Source organism: Klebsiella sp. JB_Kp042 (assembly GCF_040065275.1).
Taxonomy (GTDB): Bacteria; Pseudomonadota; Gammaproteobacteria; order Enterobacterales; family Enterobacteriaceae; genus Klebsiella; species Klebsiella quasipneumoniae.
The window spans coordinates 125426-143500 of record NZ_JBEAJL010000117.1 but is presented as its reverse complement, the minus strand read 5'-3'; the positions used below and the strand labels follow the sequence as shown (position 1 = coordinate 143500).

The following is an 18075-nucleotide window of genomic DNA, read 5'->3' as shown; positions in this document are numbered from 1 at the left end:
GTACCCACTCCCTTCCGGTGGCAAATCCGGAAAGATTGTCGGCGTTCTCTTAAAAAAAGACACAGGATCACGGCGATGAAAACACGAAAGATTGGACTGGCTAACTACCTGGCCTACGGCGCGGGCGATTTCCTCGGCGCCGGCACCACGGCGCTAACCGCCGCATGGCTGCTCTACTTTTACACCACCTTCTGCGGACTCTCTCCGATAGAAGCCACGCTGATATTCGCTTCCGCCCGCGTACTGGATGCGGTGGTGAGCCCGCTGATGGGCTTTCTCACCGATAACTTCGGCACCACCTGGCTCGGCAAGCGCTTCGGCCGCAGAAAATTCTTTATTCTGCTCGGCATCCCGTGCGTATTCAGCTACTCGGCGATGTGGGTTGGCGAGATGGGCTTCTGGTACTACCTGATCACCTATCTGCTGTTTGATATGGTCTACACCATGATTCTGGTGCCCTACGAGACGCTGGTGCCGGAGATGACCGATGACTTTAAACAGAAAACCAAATTCTCCGGCGCGCGCATCTCAATGGCGCAAATGTCGGCGATTTTAGCCTCCTTTCTGCCGGGGATCCTCCTTACCTGGCTCGGCAAAGACAATGCCAGCTCGTTCTTTTATGCCAGTCTGGTGTTCTCGGTCCTGTGCGCGGTGATGCTGACCTTCGTCTGGTGTTTCACCTGGGAGCGGCCGCGTGAGGCCTGGTCAGAGGCGGCGCTGCGGGCGGAAGCGGAAAAACAGAACTTAACCCTCGCCCAGAGCCTCAATCGCCTGGTGATTGAGCTGAGCTCCACGCTGCGGATAAAAATTTTCCGCCAGCACCTCGGCATGTATCTGGGGGGCTATATCGCCCAGGACGTCTTCAATGCCGTGTTCACCTATTACGTGGTCTTTGTTCTGATGCAGGAGGCCTCTGTCGCCTCGAATCTGCTGGGGACGATGGCGATTTTCCAGTTTATCGCCGTGATCGCCATGATCCCGCTGTGCATTCGCTTTGGCCCCGCGCCGTCGTACCGCATGGTGGTGGTCCTCTTTGGCCTGAGCTCGCTCTCCTATGCGCTGCTCTACTACGCCGGACTGAGCGACGTCTATTCGTTATTGCTGCTCATCTCTGCTGTCGCCGGACTGGGACGCGGCGGGATTAACTACGTACCGTGGAATACCTACACCTATATTGCCGACGTCGACGAAGCGATCACCGGCCAGCGCCGGGAGGGGATTTTTGCCGGCATCATGACGCTGACCCGCAAAGCCTCGCAGGCGGGGGCGGTGATGCTGGTGGGCATCATCATGCAGCTGTCCGGGTTTGTCTCCGGGCAAAAAATACAGCCTGAAGGGGTCAGCCATACCATTTTGCTGATCCTCAGCGTCGGCACGCTGGTGGTCTTAGCCTGCGGCTTCCTCGTTTCGCTGCGCTTCAAACTCAATCTGCATACCCACAGCGTCCTGCGCAGCGAAACCCTAAGAATGCGCGAAAGCGGTCACGCCCAGCCGGAACTGACCAGTGCGGAACATCGCGCGGTCGTCGAGATGCTGGCGGGGATGCCCTACGACTGCCTGTGGGGAAATAACAATATTGGCTACCTGAATCGTCATAAACCTGCTGCCCCGGCGCCCACCCAGGGCGGCGCTTTGAATTCGACATATACCCGAGGTTAACAACATGAAAGTTTGGCCGGTCAAACATAGCCCATTACTCTGTCAGCCTGAGCGTTTTATCGCCCGTAGCGAACTGCAGGCGCTCATCCGCAACGTGACGCAAAACCTGGTGAATATTAAGGATGAGAGCGGGCAATTTTTACTGCGCCTGGATGACGGGCGCGTTATTGATACCAAAGGCTGGGCCGGCTGGGAGTGGACCCACGGCGTCGGGCTGTATGGCATCTATCAGTATTATCAGCAAACCGGCGATCTCGAGATGCGCGATATTATTGACCGCTGGTTTGCCGACCGTTTCGCCGAGGGGGCAACGACCAAAAACGTCAACACCATGGCGCCGTTCCTGACCCTGGCCTATCGCTTTGAAGAGACCGGATGTAAGGCGTATCTGCCGTGGCTGGAGAGCTGGGCGGAGTGGGCAATGTATGAGATGCCTCGTACCGAGCAGGGCGGCATGCAGCACATCACCCTGGCGGAAGAAAACCACCAGCAAATGTGGGATGACACCCTGATGATGACCGTGTTGCCGTTAGCCAAAATTGGCAAGCTGCTTCACCGTCCGCAGTATGTGGAGGAGGCGACCTATCAGTTCCTGCTCCACGTGCAGAACCTGATGGACCGGGAAACCGGGCTGTGGTTTCACGGCTGGAGCTATGACGGTCGGCATAATTTTGCCCGGGCGCGCTGGGCGCGGGGCAACAGCTGGCTCACTATGGTGATCCCGGATTTTCTTGAGTTAGTGGATCTCCCGGAAGGGAATGCGGTACGGCGCTATCTGACCGAGGTGCTGAACGCGCAAATTGCCGCCTTAGCGAAATGTCAGGACGACAGCGGCCTGTGGCATACCCTACTGGACGACCCGCACTCTTATCCAGAGGCCTCGGCGACCGCCGGCTTTGCCTACGGCATACTCAAAGCGGTGCGCAAGCGATATGTCGGGCAGCACTACGCCGGGGTGGCTGAAAAAGCGATTCGCGGAATTGTGCAGAATATTTCGCCGCAGGGGGAGCTGCTGCAGACTTCCTTTGGCACAGGAATGGGGTCAGACCTTGATTTCTATCGCCAGATCCCGCTCACCTCGATGCCCTACGGCCAGGCGATGGCGATCCTCTGTCTGACCGAGTATCTGCGCAAGTATTTCTGAGCAGGAGACCCCGCAGGCGCGGCGCCTGAAAAAACTAACCCGGCTTTCGCCGGGTTGGTTTTACATACGCTCGACGGTTTCGATACCGAGGGTATCGAGGCCCAGCTTGAGGGTTTTCGCCGTCAGCAGCGCCAGCTTCAGGCGGCTGTTGCGGGTCGCTTCGCTTTCCGCGCTGAGGATCGGGCAGTGCTCGTAGAAACCGGAGAACAGGCCCGCCAGATCGTAGAGGTAGGCGCACATCACGTGCGGCGTCCCTTCGCGAGCGACCACGGAGAGGGTCTCTTCAAACTGCAGCAGGCGCGCGGCCAGCTGGGCTTCGCGATCTTCCGCAATCACCACCGGCGCGTCGGTGAGGGCGTTTTCGTCAATGCCGGCTTTGCGGAACACGGAGAGCACGCGGGTATAGGCATACTGCATATACGGCGCGGTGTTGCCTTCGAACGCCAGCATATTATCCCAGTCGAAAACGTAGTCGGTGGTGCGGTTTTTCGACAGGTCGGCGTATTTCACCGCGCCGATACCCACCACTTTCGCCAGATTTTCCAGCTCATCAGCGGACATCTCCGGGTTCTTCTCGGCCACCAGGCGACGCGCGCGCTCCAGCGCTTCGTCCAGCAGATCCGCCAGCTTCACGGTGCCGCCGGCGCGGGTTTTAAACGGCTTGCCGTCTTTACCCAGCATCATGCCGAACATATGGTGTTCCAGCGGCACGGAGTCCGGCACATAGCCTGCTTTACGCACGATGGTCCACGCCTGCATCAGGTGCTGGTGCTGACGGGAGTCGATGTAGTAGAGCACGCGGTCGGCGTGCAGTGTTTCATAGCGATACTTCGCACAGGCGATATCGGTGGTGGTATAGAGGTAGCCGCCATCCTTTTTCTGGATGATGACGCCCATCGGTTCGCCTTCTTTGTTTTTATACTCATCAAGAAACACCACGGTGGCGCCTTCGCTCTCCACGGCCAGCCCTTTGGCTTTCAGATCGGCGACGATCCCCGGCAGCATCGGGTTGTACAGGCTTTCGCCCATCACGTCATCGCGGGTCAGCGTCACATTCAGGCGATCGTAGGTGATCTGGTTCTGCGACATGGTGATGTCCACCAGCTTACGCCACATCTGCAGGAAGTACTCATCGCCGCCCTGCAGCTTAACCACGTAGCTGCGCGCGCGCTCGGCGAAGGCTTCGTCTTCGTCGTAGTGTTTTTTCGCTTCGCGATAAAAACCTTCGAGGTCGGCCAGGGCCATCTCGCCGGCGTTTTCCTGCTGCTGTTTTTCCAGATACGCGATCAGCATGCCGAACTGGGTGCCCCAGTCGCCGACGTGGTTGGCGCGGATCACCTTATGGCCCAGGAACTCCAGGGTACGGACCGAGGCATCGCCAATGATGGTCGAACGCAGATGGCCGACGTGCATCTCTTTCGCCACGTTTGGCGCCGAGTAGTCGACGACGATGGTCTGTACCTGCGGCGTGGCGACGCCCAGGCGTTCTGACTGCAGCGCGCGGTTGACGTTGTCCGCCAGGAACGCGGGGTCGAGGAAAATATTGATAAAGCCCGGCCCGGCGATTTCAACCTTGCTGGCAATGCCGTTGAGGTCAAGATGAGACAGTACCTGCTCTGCAAGTTGTCGCGGCGCCATGCCCAGTTTTTTGGCGACAGCCATCACGCCGTTGGCCTGATAGTCACCGAACTGAACTTTTGCTGACTGGCGGACCTGAGGTTCGCAATCGGCAGGCGCGCCTGCCGCGATCAGGGCCTGGCTGACTTTTTCTGAGAGAAGAGCCTGAATATTCACCGGAATACCTTACGTGTAATGCGCCAGCCCCCGAGGGAGGCGGCGCCGGAATGTGGACAAATTAGGGCGGGAGTATACTGCATTTGTCCCCGTCCGTCAGCATCGCGCGCGGCGCGGCGGCATGGGCAATCCATCGTCGGTCGGTCACGCAGCGGCAGGGTGGCGGTTGGTCCGCGGCCTAAAACACGGTAGATTAGCCTTTTTATTATTGATGAACATAAGTGACGAGCAAACCCATGGCGAACTGGCAGCAGATTGAACAACTGGCCGATATTACGGCGGATCTCCCGCGATTTTCCGATGCGCTACAGCGCTTCGCTGCGCGACTGGGACTGGAGATCGGCGGACTCGACGCCGACCATATCTCCCTGCGCTGTCATCAGAACGCCACCGCGGAGCGCTGGCGCAGTGGGTTGGCGCAGTGCGGAACCCTGCTGTCGGAGAATATGATCAACGGTCGGCCTATCTGCTTGTTTAAACTGGCGGAGCCGGTCTGCGTGGCGCACTGGCGCTTTCATATCGTAGAGCTGCCGTGGCCGGGTGAAAAGCGTTATCCCCATGAAGGCTGGGAGCATATTGAAATTGTCCTGCCCGGCGATCCGGCTACCTTAAATGCCCGCGCTCTGGCGCTGCTGGCCGATGACGGACTCAGCCAGCCGGGGATCGTCGTCAAAACCAGCTCGCCGAAAGGGGAACATGAGCGTCTGCCGAATCCCACCCTGGCGGTCACCGACGGCAGCGTGACGGTCAAATTTCACCCATGGTCTATTGAACAAATCGTCGCCAGCGAGCAAGCCGATACATAACAGTGTGAAGCCGCGCGGCGTCTGCCGCGTGAAATCATGACATGCTGAGAAGGTTGTCTGGATCAGGGAGTGAGCAATGGCGGTACTGGAAGTTTGTTGTTACAGCATGGCGTGCGCCCGGGAGGCTGAGCGCTGCGGCGCCGATCGTATTGAACTCTGCGCCGCGCCGCAGGAAGGGGGACTAACACCCTCTTACGGGGTGCTGGTCTCGGTCCGCGAGGCGATTACCCTCCCGGTGCATCCGATTATCCGCCCGCGCGGCGGCGATTTCTGCTACACCGAAGAGGAGTTCGCCGCGATGCTTGGCGATATCCGCATGGTGCGGGAGCTCGGCTTTCCCGGGCTGGTGACCGGCGTGCTGAATGCCGATGGTCAGGTCGATATCCCGCGGATGAAAAAAATAATGGCCGCAGCCGGGCCGCTGGCGGTGACCTTTCATCGCGCGTTCGATCTGTGCGCCGACCCGCGTCAGGCCTGGGAGACGCTGGGTGAGCTGGGGGTTAAACGTATCCTGACTTCCGGTCAGCAATCCTCGGCGGAGAAAGGTATTTCATTAATTACGGAACTTATTGCCGCAGGGGATACTCCAATCATTATGGCCGGTGCGGGAGTGCGCGCCGCGAACCTGCCGCTGTTTCTGCAGGCGGGGGTGAAAGAGGTTCATAGCTCTGCAGGCCAGTGGTTGCCATCGGAAATGCGCTTTCGTCATCCAGGCGTTTCGATGTCAGCCGATCCCGATGCGGACGAATACAGACGCTACGCCGTCAATGGCGCAGCGGTGGCGGAGATGAAAAAGATAATTTCCGCTGACAGAAGTTAAACGGTTTTTGCTGCACATCATGTCGCCCAATATGATGATTGCCCGTACCAGGCCCCTGCCCATTAAACAGGGGCCTTTTTTTATCTCGCTTTCTTCGCCAGCGACTGCTGCGTTTCCGGTTTGGTGGCGATAATCACCGCGCGCAGCGGCGCCGGATAGCCTTCCACGGTTTTGCGCTGATCCTGTGGGTCGAGGAAATCGGCCAGCGATTCGCTGGTCATCCATTCGGTGCGCCGCTGCTCTTCCGTCGAGGTGACGCAGGCGTCGACGATGCGCACATCGATAAACCCGCACTTCTCCAGCCACATTTTCAGGGCCGCCGCGGAGGGAATAAAATAGACGTTGCGCATCTGCGCATAGCGATCGCCCGGAACCAGCACCGTATTTTCATCGCCTTCGACCACCAGCGTCTCCAGTACCAGCTCGCCACCCGGCGCCAGCTGATCTTTCAGCTGCCACAGGTGGTCCAGCGGCGAGCGGCGATGGTAGAGCACGCCCATCGAGAACACGGTGTCAAAGGCCTCCAGCGCCGGGAGCTGCTCGATGCCCAGCGGCAGGAGATGCGCCCGCTGGTCGTTGCCAAGCAGCTTACGCACCGCTTCAAACTGGCACAGGAACAGCTGGGTGGGATCGATGCCGACCGCCAGATGCGCGCCCGCGCCGATCATCCGCCACATGTGATAGCCGCTGCCGCAGCCCACGTCGAGGATGGTCCGTCCGCTAAGATCGGACAGATGCGGCAGGACGCGCTCCCATTTCCAGTCGGAGCGCCATTCGGTATCGATGTTGATGCCGTACAGCGAATAAGGGCCTTTGCGCCATGGCATCAGGTTTTTAAGCAGGTTTTCTACCCGCAGCCGATGGCCTTCGCTGAGCGGCGTTTCGCTTTCGGCGGTGACGCTGTGCAGGAGGTCCAGACGCCAGGGCGTTAATTCCGGAAGAAACTCAACGGCGCGCTCCCATTCGCGAAACTTGCCGTGCAGGGCCTCGCGCTGCCAGGCGGCTACCTGGGCAGGCAGCGTCTCCAGCCAGTGAGACAGCGGGCTTTTGGCGATCAGCTGATAAAAGTTACTGAAGTCGATCATGCCTGCTCCCCGGATTTTACTGCCACCAGCGAGCCAAAGTTAAAGCACTGGAACCACAGTTCAGCATGTTCGAACCCCGCCTGACGCAGGCGTTTTTTATGGGTTTCCACAGAGTCGGTCAGCATCACGTTTTCCAGCATGCTGCGTTTCTGGCTAATCTCCAGCTCGCTGTAGCCGTTCGCGCGCTTAAAGTCATGATGCATATTGAACAGCAGCTCACCGACGTGGGCGTCTTCGAAGCTGAATTTCTCCGATAGCACCAGCGCGCCGCCGGGATTCAGCCCCTGATAGACTTTATTCAGGATCGCCTGACGATCGCCCGGCTCAAGGAACTGAATGGTAAAGTTCAGGATCACCAGCGAGGCGTTTTCAATGGCCACATCGCGGATATCCCCTTCAATCACCTCGACCGGCGTCGGCGCTTTATAGGCGTCAATATGGCGACGGCAGCGCTCCACCATCGCCGGGGAGTTGTCGATGGCGATAATGCGACATCCCGGATGGCTAATATTGCGGCGCACGGAGAGGGTGGCGGCGCCCAGCGAACAGCCAAGATCGTAAACCTGGGTGTGGGGCTGAACGAAGCGCTCGGCCAGCATGCCGATCATCGAGATGATATTGGAGTAGCCAGGCACAGAACGCTGGATCATATCGGGGAAGACTTCAGCAACCCGTTCATCAAAGGTCCAGTCGCCAAGGCTGGCAATCGGCGCGGAAAAAAGCGTATCGCGGTGAGACATAACGTTAAACCCGAAAAAACGAAAACGGCGTATTGTGCGCTAACGGAGGGAGAAAACCAACTCCCAGGGCATATACCAGAGATTGGCCAGCACCATCAGCAACAACGCGCACCAGGTGGCGCTCATGCCGGAGCGGCGCCAGTGGTAGACGCGGTGATGAAAACCCCAGGAGTGCATCAGTCGTCCGACGATCAATAAAATGCCGCAAACGTGCACCATCCAGGTCTGGGCGCCGTTCATCTCCATAAATAACAGTAAAATGAGGCCAATCGGCACATATTCGACGGCATTGCCGTGAACGCGGATGGCGACCTGCAGCTCGCTGAAGCCGCCGTCGCCGTAGCCTACATGGTATTGGGTGCGCAAACGCACCACGTCAAATGAGAACTTCACTAACAATAACGCACCTAAAACGGCATACAGCGCGCTGACCATACGAAAACTCCCTTTAACTCTGGCAGATGGCTCCGGATATGATAGCAGGATATCAGAAAAGAGAAGATTGCTGCGGAATCGACGGCGCATTTCCTGCCGCCGGCAGGGCGGCGCGCAGATCGCCCCACAGGGTATCGACCAGCGTCGGCGCGTAGGCAATATCGGGGGTATGCAGGAACAGCCACGGCGTCCCTGACTGATGCCATTTCGGCAGCGTCTGCAGCCAGACGCGAAACAGTTCCCGGTTATGGACCATATCGTCGCCGCCGATAAAGCGCACCATTGGCTGCCGGGCGGTCATCACCGCATGCACCGGCACCTTCGGTTTCTTTTGTTGCGCGTCGATCATCGCCGGACTGGTGGCCGCGGCGCTATGGACCGGGCGGCTGTCGAGGATCACGCGGTTGACGTTGCGCTGGTGCAGCCCGCGGTTGAGCTGCTGTTCCGCTTCCCCTTTGGCGAAGAACTCGGGGTGACGAACTTCGACGCCGTAGGTGAAATCCTTCGGCAGTGCGTCGAGAAAATGCCATAGCGCCGGGAGATCGCGAGGGCCGAAGGTCGCCGGCAGCTGCAGCCAGTACTGGCCGATGCGCGAGGCCAGCGGCGCCAGGCGGGTGAAGAATTCACGGCTTAAATCGTCGCAGTGGCGCAGGGCGGCCTGGTGCGAGATAGTCGCCGGGAATTTAAAGCAGAAGCGGAAGTCATCGTGGGTCTGCTCGTACCAGCGGGCGACAATCTCCGGCTTCGGTAGCGCATACAGGGTGGTGTTGCCCTCGACGCAATTGAAGTGGCGGGCATACTCTTCAAGGCTGGTGATGCCAAGGCGCACCCATTTCGGGTGCGACCACTGGGGAAGCCCAATATAAATCATAACGCGGCGAGGATCTCCTCGGTGCTGCGCACACGGCCGATGCGCGGGAAAATATGCGTCATGCTGCCCTGATGCTGCTCGGCGGAGCCGGCGCTGCAGGCATCTTCGGCAATGACCAGGTTAAAACCCAGCTCCCAGGCGTTGCGGGCGGTGGATTCGACGCCGATGTTGGTGGCGATGCCGCAGAGAATAATGGTGTCGATACCGCGGCGACGCAGCTGAAGCTCAAGGTCGGTGCCATAGAACGCGCCCCACTGGCGTTTGGTCACTTCGATATCGCTCTCCTGCTTACCCAGCGTGGCCGGATAGGTCCACCAGTTCTCAGGCAGCGTATGCGCCCCGGCCTGCGCGTCGACAGGCTGTTTCAGCGCTTCGGCGAAATCGGCCGACCAGCCGACGCGGACCATGATGACCGGCGAACCCTGTTGTCGGCACTTGTCTGCCAGGCGGGCGGCGCGAGCCACCACCTCGTCAGCCCGATGTGGGCCGCCGGCAAAAGGCAAAATGCCTTCCTGCAGATCGATCACCACCAGCGCCGTGTTTTTCGCATTGAGTTCTAACATGGTATCCCCGTATCTTCATCTGTTGTCAGGCGGCTACAATACCTTTGCGGCTTCAGCAAAAGGGTAACAAATTTTGTTAATTTATGTGAGTGTGGACGTTAAGCGCGCAGCAAAGCAGCGTACATCGTGCGTCGGACTTATCGAACGACAGAATTTCCAGTATAATAGCCGCCTTTTTTCATTCAGTTGTGACATCAGCTAAAGCTGCGACCTCGTCGCCTGCAGGGCAGACGACAATCCGCCGACGGCTAAGTTAAGGGATATCTCATGCGTACAGAATATTGCGGACAGCTTCGACAGTCCCACGTTGGGCAGCAGGTGACTCTGTGTGGTTGGGTCAACCGCCGTCGCGATCTCGGTAGCCTCATTTTTATCGATATGCGCGACCGCGAAGGCATCGTTCAGGTGTTTTTCGATCCGGATCGTGCGGATGCGTTGAAGTTAGCCTCTGAACTGCGTAATGAGTTCTGCATTCAGGTCACTGGCACCGTTCGCGCGCGTGAAGAGAAAAACATCAACGCGGACATGGCCACCGGCGCTATCGAAGTGCTGGCTTCCGATCTGACGATCATTAACCGCTCAGAATCGCTGCCGCTGGACTCCAATCACGTCAACACCGAAGAAGCGCGTCTGAAATACCGCTACCTCGACCTGCGTCGTCCGGAAATGGCGCAGCGTCTGAAAACCCGCGCGAAAATCACCAGCTTTGTGCGCCGCTTTATGGATGACCATGGCTTCCTCGACATCGAAACCCCGATGCTGACCAAAGCCACCCCGGAAGGCGCCCGCGATTACCTCGTGCCTTCCCGCGTGCACAAAGGCAAATTCTACGCGCTGCCGCAGTCGCCGCAGCTGTTCAAACAGCTGCTGATGATGTCCGGCTTCGACCGCTACTATCAGATCGTCAAATGCTTCCGCGATGAAGACCTGCGTGCCGACCGTCAGCCTGAATTTACCCAGATCGACGTGGAAACCTCCTTTATGACCGCGCCGCAGGTGCGTGAGATCATGGAAGCGATGGTGCGTCAGCTGTGGCTGGAGATTAAAGGCGTCGATCTGGGCGACTTCCCGATCATGACCTTCGCCGAAGCCGAACGTCGCTACGGCTCCGATAAACCGGACCTGCGTAACCCGATGGAGCTGGTGGACGTCGCCGACCTGCTGAAATCAGTGGAGTTCGCGGTCTTTGCCGGCCCGGCCAACGATCCGAAAGGGCGCGTGGCGGCGCTGCGCGTGCCGGGCGGGGCTTCTCTGACCCGCAAGCTGATCGACGAATACGGCAACTTTGTCAAGATCTACGGCGCGAAAGGGCTGGCCTATATTAAAGTGACCGAACGTGCCAAAGGCATGGACGGGATCAACAGCCCGGTGGCCAAGTTCCTGACCGCTGAAATCGTGGAAGCGATCCTCGACCGCACCGGCGCGCAGGACGGAGACATGATCTTCTTCGGCGCCGACAACAAGAAAGTGGTGGCCGACGCGCTGGGCGCGCTGCGTCTGAAGCTGGGCAAAGATCTGAGCCTGACTGACGAGAGCAAATGGGCGCCGCTGTGGGTGATCGACTTCCCGATGTTCGAAGACGACGGCGAAGGCGGCCTGACGGCGATGCACCATCCGTTCACCTCGCCGAAAGATATGACGGCGGACGAGCTGAAAGCTGCGCCGGAAGAGGCCGTGGCCAACGCCTACGATATGGTCATTAACGGTTATGAAGTCGGCGGCGGTTCGGTGCGTATCCACCGCGGCGACATGCAGCAGACGGTATTTGGTATTCTGGGCATTAACGAACAGGAACAGCGTGAGAAATTCGGCTTCCTGCTCGATGCGCTGAAATACGGTACCCCGCCGCATGCGGGCCTGGCGTTCGGTCTTGACCGTCTGACCATGCTGCTGACCGGCACCGATAACATCCGCGACGTTATCGCTTTCCCGAAAACCACCGCGGCCGCCTGCCTGATGACCGAAGCGCCAAGCTTCGCCAATCCGGCGGCGCTCAGTGAACTGGGTATTCAGGTTGTGGAGAAAGAGGCAAAAGCGTCTCTGGAGAACAAGTAATATGTCATTTAAGCTGCCCGTTTCGGTGCTGGTGGTGATTTACGCCGAAGATACCAAACGGGTGCTGATGTTGCAGCGGCGCGACGATCCCGCGTTCTGGCAGTCGGTCACCGGCAGCCTGGAAGCAGGAGAGACCGCGCTGCAGGCCGCCGCGCGTGAAGTAAAGGAAGAGGTCGCCATTGACGTTGCCTGCGAGCAACTGACCTTAATCGACTGTCAGCGCACGGTGGAGTTCGAGATATTTTCTCATTTGCGTCATCGCTATGCGCCGGGAGTGGAGCGTAATACGGAATTTTGGTTCTGTCTTGCGCTGCCTCATGAGCGGGAAATTACCTTTACCGAACATCTGGCCTACCGCTGGGTCAGCGCGACGGAAGCCGCTGCGCTGACCAAGTCGTGGAGCAACCGGCAGGCGATTGAAGAATTTGTAATTAACGCCGCCTGAAAGGGCGCGCTTTTTGGAGAGTTTTTTATGGCAGGTCATAGTAAATGGGCCAACACCAAACACCGCAAAGCGGCACAGGATGCCAAGCGCGGTAAAATCTTTACGAAAATCATTCGCGAACTGGTTACCGCAGCGCGTCTGGGCGGCGGCGATCCGGCGTCCAACCCGCGTCTGCGTGCGGCGGTGGATAAAGCGCTGTCTAACAACATGACCCGCGACACCCTGAACCGCGCCATCGCGCGCGGCGTCGGCGGCGATGAAGACGCGAACATGGAAACCATCATTTATGAAGGCTATGGCCCTGGCGGCACCGCGGTGATGGTGGAATGTCTGTCGGACAACCGTAACCGTACCGTTGCGGAAGTGCGTCACGCCTTCACTAAAACCGGTGGTAACCTCGGCACCGACGGTTCCGTCTCCTACCTGTTCAGCAAAAAAGGCGTCATCTCCTTCGAGAAAGGCGATGAAGACACCATCATGGAAGCGGCGCTGGAAGCTGGCGCTGAAGACGTGGTGACCTATGACGACGGCGCGATCGACGTCTACACCGCCTGGGAAGAGATGGGCGCCGTACGCGACGCGCTGGAAGCCGCTGGCCTGAAAGCCGACGCTGCCGAAGTCTCGATGATCCCGTCCACCAAAGCGGATATGGATGCCGAGACGGCGCCGAAGCTGCTGCGTCTGATCGATATGCTCGAAGACTGCGACGACGTGCAGGAAGTGTACCATAACGGCGAGATCTCCGACGAGGTCGCAGCCACCCTGTGATGCAGTCGCATCCACGGTTAACCGGAGGCGCGTGATGGCTATTATTCTCGGCATTGACCCGGGGTCGCGCGTTACCGGTTATGGCGTGATTCGTCAGGTTGGCCGGCAGCTGAGCTACCTTGGCAGCGGCTGTATCCGCACCAAAGTGGACGATTTGCCGTCGCGGCTGAAGCTGATCTACGCCGGAGTGACGGAGATCATCACCCAGTTCCAGCCTGACTTTTTCGCCATTGAGCAGGTCTTTATGGCCAAGAATGCCGACTCGGCGTTAAAGCTCGGGCAGGCGCGCGGGGTGGCGATCGTGGCGGCGACCAATCAGTCGTTACCGGTGTTTGAATATGCCGCCCGCCAGGTTAAGCAGACGGTTGTCGGCATCGGCAGCGCTGAAAAGAGTCAGGTCCAGCACATGGTGCGCACCCTGCTCAAGCTGCCTGCCAATCCGCAAGCGGATGCGGCGGATGCGCTGGCGATCGCCATCACCCATTGCCATGTCAGCCAGAATGCCGCGCAGATCAGCGAGACCCGGCTCAATCTGGCGCGAGGGCGCTTACGATAATCGCAAATCAGGCTGGATATCTATCCAGCCTTTTTTTATGATACCGCCAGATACTTAGACCATAACGCAGGAGCCCCACGTGATAGGCAGACTCAGAGGCATCATTCTCGAAAAACAACCCCCGCTGGTGTTGCTGGAAACGGCGGGCGTCGGCTATGAAGTGCACATGCCAATGACCTGCTTCTATGAGCTGCCGGAAGCCGGGCAGGAGGCGATTGTCTTCACCCACTTTGTGGTGCGTGAAGATGCCCAGCTGCTGTATGGGTTTAACAACAAACAGGAGCGTACCCTGTTTAAAGAACTGATCAAAACCAACGGCGTAGGGCCAAAGCTGGCGCTGGCGATCCTCTCCGGCATGTCGGCGCAGCAGTTCGTCAACGCCGTTGAGCGGGAAGAGGTTGCCTCGCTGGTGAAGCTGCCGGGGATTGGCAAAAAAACCGCTGAACGCCTGATCGTTGAGATGAAAGACCGCTTCAAAGGGCTGCACGGCGATCTGTTTACCCCGGCCGCCGATCTGGTACTGACCTCACCGGCAGGCCCGACGGCGGACGATGCCGAGCAGGAAGCGGTTGCCGCGCTGGTCGCGCTGGGCTATAAACCGCAGGAGGCCAGCCGGATGGTCAGCAAGATCACGCGTCCGGACGCCAACAGTGAAACGCTAATCCGCGAAGCGCTGCGCGCCGCGTTGTGAGGTAAGGGATGATTGAAGCAGACCGGCTGGTATCGGCAGACAGCAGCGGCTTCGAAGAGGCCGCTGACCGCGCCATCCGCCCAAAATTGCTGGCAGAGTATGTCGGCCAGCCGCAGGTGCGTTCGCAGATGGAGATTTTTATCCAGGCGGCGAAGCTGCGCGGCGACGCCCTCGATCACCTGCTGATTTTTGGCCCGCCAGGGTTGGGGAAAACCACCCTGGCCAATATCGTCGCCAATGAAATGGGGGTGAATCTGCGTACCACCTCCGGCCCGGTGCTGGAGAAAGCGGGCGATCTCGCCGCGATGCTCACCAACCTTGAACCGCACGATGTGCTGTTTATCGATGAGATCCATCGCCTCTCGCCGGTGGTGGAAGAGGTGCTCTATCCGGCAATGGAAGATTACCAGCTGGATATCATGATTGGCGAAGGTCCGGCGGCGCGCTCGATTAAAATCGACCTGCCGCCGTTTACCCTGATCGGCGCCACCACCCGGGCCGGTTCATTGACTTCGCCGCTGCGCGACCGCTTTGGCATCGTGCAGCGTCTGGAGTTCTATCAGATCCCCGATCTGCAGCATATTGTCAGCCGCAGCGCCCGCCATATGGGGCTGGAGATGAGCGACGAGGGCGCGCTGGAAGTGGCCCGCCGTTCACGCGGCACGCCGCGTATTGCCAACCGTCTGCTGCGTAGGGTGCGTGACTTCGCGGAAGTGCGCCACGACGGCACCATCTCCGCCGACATTGCCGCCCAGGCGCTGGATATGCTCAACGTCGATGCGGAAGGGTTCGACTATATGGACCGCAAGCTGCTGCTGGCGGTGATAGATAAGTTCTTCGGCGGACCGGTGGGGCTGGATAACCTCGCCGCCGCGATTGGCGAAGAGCGGGAAACCATTGAAGATGTGCTGGAGCCCTACTTAATTCAGCAGGGTTTTCTGCAGCGTACGCCGCGGGGAAGAATGGCGACGGTGCGCGCCTGGAATCATTTCGGGATTACGCCGCCGGAGATGCCGTAGTTCGCTACGGATGTGTCGTTCATCGGGAGACCCGGTCAGCAGCGCGACCGGGTTTTTCATTTTTAGCTGGCGGCTTTTTTCGTCATGCTGAGAATAAACAGCACCGCGGCGCACAGCACCACCGATGGACCGGCCGGCGTGTCGTAGAAAGCCGAGAAGGTTAACCCGCCGGTGACGGCCAGCATGCCCACGCCCACCGCCACGGCGGCCATCTGCTCCGGCGTGCGGGCAAAACGGCGGGCGGTGGCGGCCGGGATAATCAGCAGGGAAGTGATGATCAGCGCCCCGACGAACTTCATCGCCACGCCGATAGTCAGGGCGGTGACCAGCATCAACAGCAGCTTGACCCGCTGCAGCTTCACGCCATCGACAAACGCCAGGTCCGGACTGATGGTCATCGCCAGCAGATTCCGCCACTGCCAGAGCAGAATGCCAATCACAATCACCACGCCCATGGCAATGGCGATCAGGTCCTGCGGGGTGACCGCCAGCAGATCGCCGAACAGGTACGCCATCAGATCGACGCGGACGTTAGACATCAGACTGACCACCACCAGCCCCAGGGAGAGCGCGCTGTGCGCCATGATGCCCAGCAGGGTATCGATCGCCAGATGCGGCCGTTTTTCCAGCCATACCAGCCCGCCGGCCAGCAGCAGGGTGACGGCGATCACCGCATAAAACGGATTGACGTTCAGCAGTAAACCGAAAGCGACGCCGAGCAGCGAGGCATGCGCCAGCGTGTCGCCGAAATAGGACATACGGCGCCAGACCACAAAGGAGCCCAGCGGGCCGGCGGCGCAGGCCAGCATCATCCCGGCCAGCCAGCCAGGTAACAAAAGTTCAATCATTAGCGGCTGTTTCCCCGACGCAGTACAATTCGCCCCTGAAGATCGTGGCGGTGATTATGGTGATGGCGGTAGATCCCCAGCTGTTCCGCGCCGCGTGGGCCGAACATGGAGATAAACTCCGGATGCATTGAGACGACCTCTGGTGCGCCGGAGCAGCAGATATGCTGGTTCAGGCACAATACCTCGTCGGTTTTGGCCATGACCAGATGCAGGTCGTGGGAGACCATCAGCACCGCGCAGTCCAGCTCATGGCGCAGCTGGTCGATAAGATCGTAGAGCGCAACCTGACCATTGACGTCGACGCCCTGGGTCGGTTCATCCAGCACCAGCAGCTGCGGGCGATTGAGCAGGGCGCGAGCCAGCAGCACGCGCTGGGTTTCTCCGCCGGAAAGTTTTTGCATCGGGGCGTCGATCAGATGCCCGGCCTGCACGCGCTTCAGCGCCGGCAGGATGTCGTCTTTGCGGGTGCCTGGACGCAAACGCAGGAAGCGGCTGACGGTCAGCGGCAGCGTGGCGTCGAGATGCAGTTTCTGCGGCACATAGCCGATCCGCAGGCGTTCTTCGCGCTTGATAACACCCTCTGTCGGTGCTACCAGCCCCAGAACCACCCGCACAAGCGTCGATTTGCCGGCGCCGTTGGGGCCCAGGAGGGTCAATATTTTGCCTGGCGTGAGAGCCAGCGAGATGTCAGACAGCACGCGGCGTTGGCCAAAGGCCACCGAGACATTTTCCAGCGTTACAAGGTTTGTCATAATCATTTAGGGGTTGCACAAGCTAGTGAATGTTATAATATCACATCACACTCACTCGTTTCGATGACTAGACGCATTATGTTACATAAAAATACGCTTCTTTGCGCTGGACTTGGCGCTGTTTTTTTGTTCGCACAGGTACCGCAGGCCAGTGCCGCCGTGGTGACTTCCATGAAACCGCTGGGCTTTATCGCGGCGGCTATCGCCGATGGGGTTACCGACACCCAGGTGCTGCTGCCTGATGGCGCCTCCGAGCATGATTATTCTCTCCGTCCTTCCGATGTAAAACGCTTACAGAACGCAGACTTAGTGGTGTGGATCGGTCCGGAAATGGAAGCCTTTATGGATAAGTCGACGCAAAGCATTGCGGCGAATAAAAAGGTGACTATCGCAGAGCTGGATGGGGTCAAACCGCTGCTGATGACCGGCGCTGACGACGATGACGATCATCATGGTCATGACCATGGCGCAGCGGAAAAAAGTGACGGCGATCACCATCACGGTATCTACAATATGCATCTGTGGTTATCCCCAGAGATAGCGCGGCTTTCGGCGGTTGCAATCCACGATAAATTATTGGAACTTATGCCGCAGAGTCGAGCCAAACTCGACAGCAACCTGCAGCAGTTCGAGGCCGCGCTGGCGGCGACCGACAAGCAGGTTAGCAATGAGCTGGCACCGCTGAAAGGAAAGGGCTATTTCGTTTTTCATGACGCCTACGGTTACTTTGAAAAACACTACGGTTTGACCTCGCTGGGGCATTTTACCGTCAACCCTGAAATACAGCCCGGTGCGCAGCGTTTACACGAAATCAGAACACAACTGGTTGAGCAGAAAGCCACTTGCGTTTTTGCTGAGCCACAGTTCAGGCCAGCGGTTATCGAAGCTGTTGCCCGGGGCACGTCTGTGCGCATGGGGACCCTGGATCCACTGGGTAGCGGAATTAAGCTGGGTAAAGCGAGTTACCCGCAATTCCTCACCCAGCTGGCGAATCAGTATTCGAGCTGCCTGAAAGGAGATTAAC

The 18075-nt window shown here is 58.9% G+C and carries 19 protein-coding genes; 11 read left to right on the top strand and 8 right to left on the bottom strand.

Annotation, left to right across the window (positions count from 1 at the left end; translation table 11 throughout):
• The first annotated feature begins 75 nt into the window (after positions 1 to 75).
• Both ABLV54_RS26485 and ABLV54_RS26480 read left to right on the top strand, forming a co-directional pair.
• Positions 76 to 1659 (top strand): MFS transporter, encoded by a 1584-nt coding sequence (locus ABLV54_RS26485; protein ID WP_348814253.1) that lies wholly within the window; start codon positions 76 to 78, stop codon positions 1657 to 1659.
• 4 nt (positions 1660 to 1663) lie between these two features.
• Positions 1664 to 2803, top strand: a complete 1140-nt coding sequence (locus tag ABLV54_RS26480) for a glycoside hydrolase family 105 protein (RefSeq protein ID WP_048336026.1) — start codon at positions 1664 to 1666, stop codon at positions 2801 to 2803.
• A gap of 60 nt (positions 2804 to 2863) precedes the next feature.
• On the opposite strand, the gene argS is transcribed toward ABLV54_RS26480, so the two are convergent.
• A complete protein-coding gene (gene argS / locus ABLV54_RS26475; RefSeq protein ID WP_004203428.1) occupies positions 2864 to 4597 on the bottom strand; it encodes an arginine--tRNA ligase in 1734 nt (577 codons plus the stop codon).
• 236 nt (positions 4598 to 4833) lie between these two features.
• Here argS and ABLV54_RS26470 point away from each other — a divergent pair, with 236 nt between their 5' ends.
• Both ABLV54_RS26470 and cutC read left to right on the top strand, forming a co-directional pair.
• Positions 4834 to 5403: a VOC family protein gene (locus tag ABLV54_RS26470; RefSeq protein ID WP_023290260.1), complete on the top strand. Its 570-nt coding sequence runs from the start codon at positions 4834 to 4836 to the stop codon at positions 5401 to 5403.
• A gap of 76 nt (positions 5404 to 5479) precedes the next feature.
• The gene (gene cutC / locus ABLV54_RS26465) at positions 5480 to 6223 is read left to right on the top strand and encodes a copper homeostasis protein CutC (RefSeq protein ID WP_023290259.1); all 744 of its coding nucleotides are present in this window, start codon (positions 5480 to 5482) and stop codon (positions 6221 to 6223) included.
• 80 nt (positions 6224 to 6303) lie between these two features.
• Here the strand turns inward: cutC and cmoB are convergent, their stop codons facing one another.
• The 5 genes from cmoB to ABLV54_RS26440 are packed head-to-tail and all read right to left on the bottom strand — an operon-like array spanning position 6304 to position 9917.
• A complete protein-coding gene (gene cmoB / locus ABLV54_RS26460) occupies positions 6304 to 7308 on the bottom strand; it encodes a tRNA 5-methoxyuridine(34)/uridine 5-oxyacetic acid(34) synthase CmoB (RefSeq protein ID WP_023290258.1) in 1005 nt (334 codons plus the stop codon).
• Entirely contained in the window at positions 7305 to 8048 is a 744-nt protein-coding gene (gene cmoA / locus ABLV54_RS26455) for a carboxy-S-adenosyl-L-methionine synthase CmoA (protein WP_004203422.1), read from the bottom strand. The genes cmoB and cmoA overlap by 4 nt, the downstream gene beginning before the upstream one ends.
• Before the next feature lie 39 nt (positions 8049 to 8087).
• Positions 8088 to 8483, bottom strand: coding sequence for an MAPEG family protein (locus tag ABLV54_RS26450; protein ID WP_008804243.1), 396 nt, complete (start codon positions 8481 to 8483; stop codon positions 8088 to 8090).
• Between the two features lie 52 nt (positions 8484 to 8535).
• Positions 8536 to 9354 (bottom strand): DUF72 domain-containing protein, encoded by an 819-nt coding sequence (locus ABLV54_RS26445; protein ID WP_087827153.1) that lies wholly within the window; start codon positions 9352 to 9354, stop codon positions 8536 to 8538.
• Entirely contained in the window at positions 9351 to 9917 is a 567-nt protein-coding gene (locus tag ABLV54_RS26440; RefSeq protein WP_049013741.1) for a hydrolase, read from the bottom strand. The genes ABLV54_RS26445 and ABLV54_RS26440 overlap by 4 nt, the downstream gene beginning before the upstream one ends.
• Before the next feature lie 267 nt (positions 9918 to 10184).
• On the opposite strand from ABLV54_RS26440, the gene aspS reads away from it, so the two are divergent.
• From aspS to ruvB, 6 genes are all read left to right on the top strand, one after another.
• On the top strand, positions 10185 to 11972 hold the full coding sequence (gene aspS / locus ABLV54_RS26435) for an aspartate--tRNA ligase (RefSeq protein WP_023290254.1): 1788 nt from the start codon (positions 10185 to 10187) through the stop codon (positions 11970 to 11972).
• Position 11973: 1 nt separating this feature from the next.
• Positions 11974 to 12417, top strand: a complete 444-nt coding sequence (gene nudB, locus ABLV54_RS26430) for a dihydroneopterin triphosphate diphosphatase (protein ID WP_002911477.1) — start codon at positions 11974 to 11976, stop codon at positions 12415 to 12417.
• A gap of 27 nt (positions 12418 to 12444) precedes the next feature.
• A complete protein-coding gene (locus ABLV54_RS26425; RefSeq protein ID WP_002911459.1) occupies positions 12445 to 13185 on the top strand; it encodes a YebC/PmpR family DNA-binding transcriptional regulator in 741 nt (246 codons plus the stop codon).
• Positions 13186 to 13219: 34 nt separating this feature from the next.
• A complete protein-coding gene (gene ruvC, locus ABLV54_RS26420) occupies positions 13220 to 13741 on the top strand; it encodes a crossover junction endodeoxyribonuclease RuvC (RefSeq protein WP_004203412.1) in 522 nt (173 codons plus the stop codon).
• Positions 13742 to 13820: 79 nt separating this feature from the next.
• Positions 13821 to 14432, top strand: a complete 612-nt coding sequence (gene ruvA, locus ABLV54_RS26415; protein ID WP_348814252.1) for a Holliday junction branch migration protein RuvA — start codon at positions 13821 to 13823, stop codon at positions 14430 to 14432.
• Positions 14433 to 14440: 8 nt separating this feature from the next.
• Positions 14441 to 15451, top strand: a complete 1011-nt coding sequence (gene ruvB, locus ABLV54_RS26410; protein ID WP_004148860.1) for a Holliday junction branch migration DNA helicase RuvB — start codon at positions 14441 to 14443, stop codon at positions 15449 to 15451.
• A 62-nt stretch (positions 15452 to 15513) separates the two neighbouring features.
• Here ruvB and znuB read toward each other — a convergent pair whose 3' ends face one another.
• Both znuB and znuC read right to left on the bottom strand, forming a co-directional pair.
• Positions 15514 to 16299, bottom strand: coding sequence for a zinc ABC transporter permease subunit ZnuB (gene znuB / locus ABLV54_RS26405; protein WP_022066253.1), 786 nt, complete (start codon positions 16297 to 16299; stop codon positions 15514 to 15516).
• On the bottom strand, positions 16299 to 17051 hold the full coding sequence (znuC, locus tag ABLV54_RS26400) for a zinc ABC transporter ATP-binding protein ZnuC (RefSeq protein ID WP_004203406.1): 753 nt from the start codon (positions 17049 to 17051) through the stop codon (positions 16299 to 16301). Before znuC ends, znuB begins: the two co-directional genes overlap by 1 nt.
• A gap of 78 nt (positions 17052 to 17129) precedes the next feature.
• Between znuC and znuA the strand changes: the two genes are divergently transcribed.
• Positions 17130 to 18074 carry a zinc ABC transporter substrate-binding protein ZnuA gene (gene znuA, locus ABLV54_RS26395; protein ID WP_032428922.1) on the top strand — a complete coding sequence of 315 codons (945 nt, stop codon included), beginning with the start codon at positions 17130 to 17132 and terminating at the stop codon, positions 18072 to 18074.
• Position 18075: the final 1 nt, after the last annotated feature.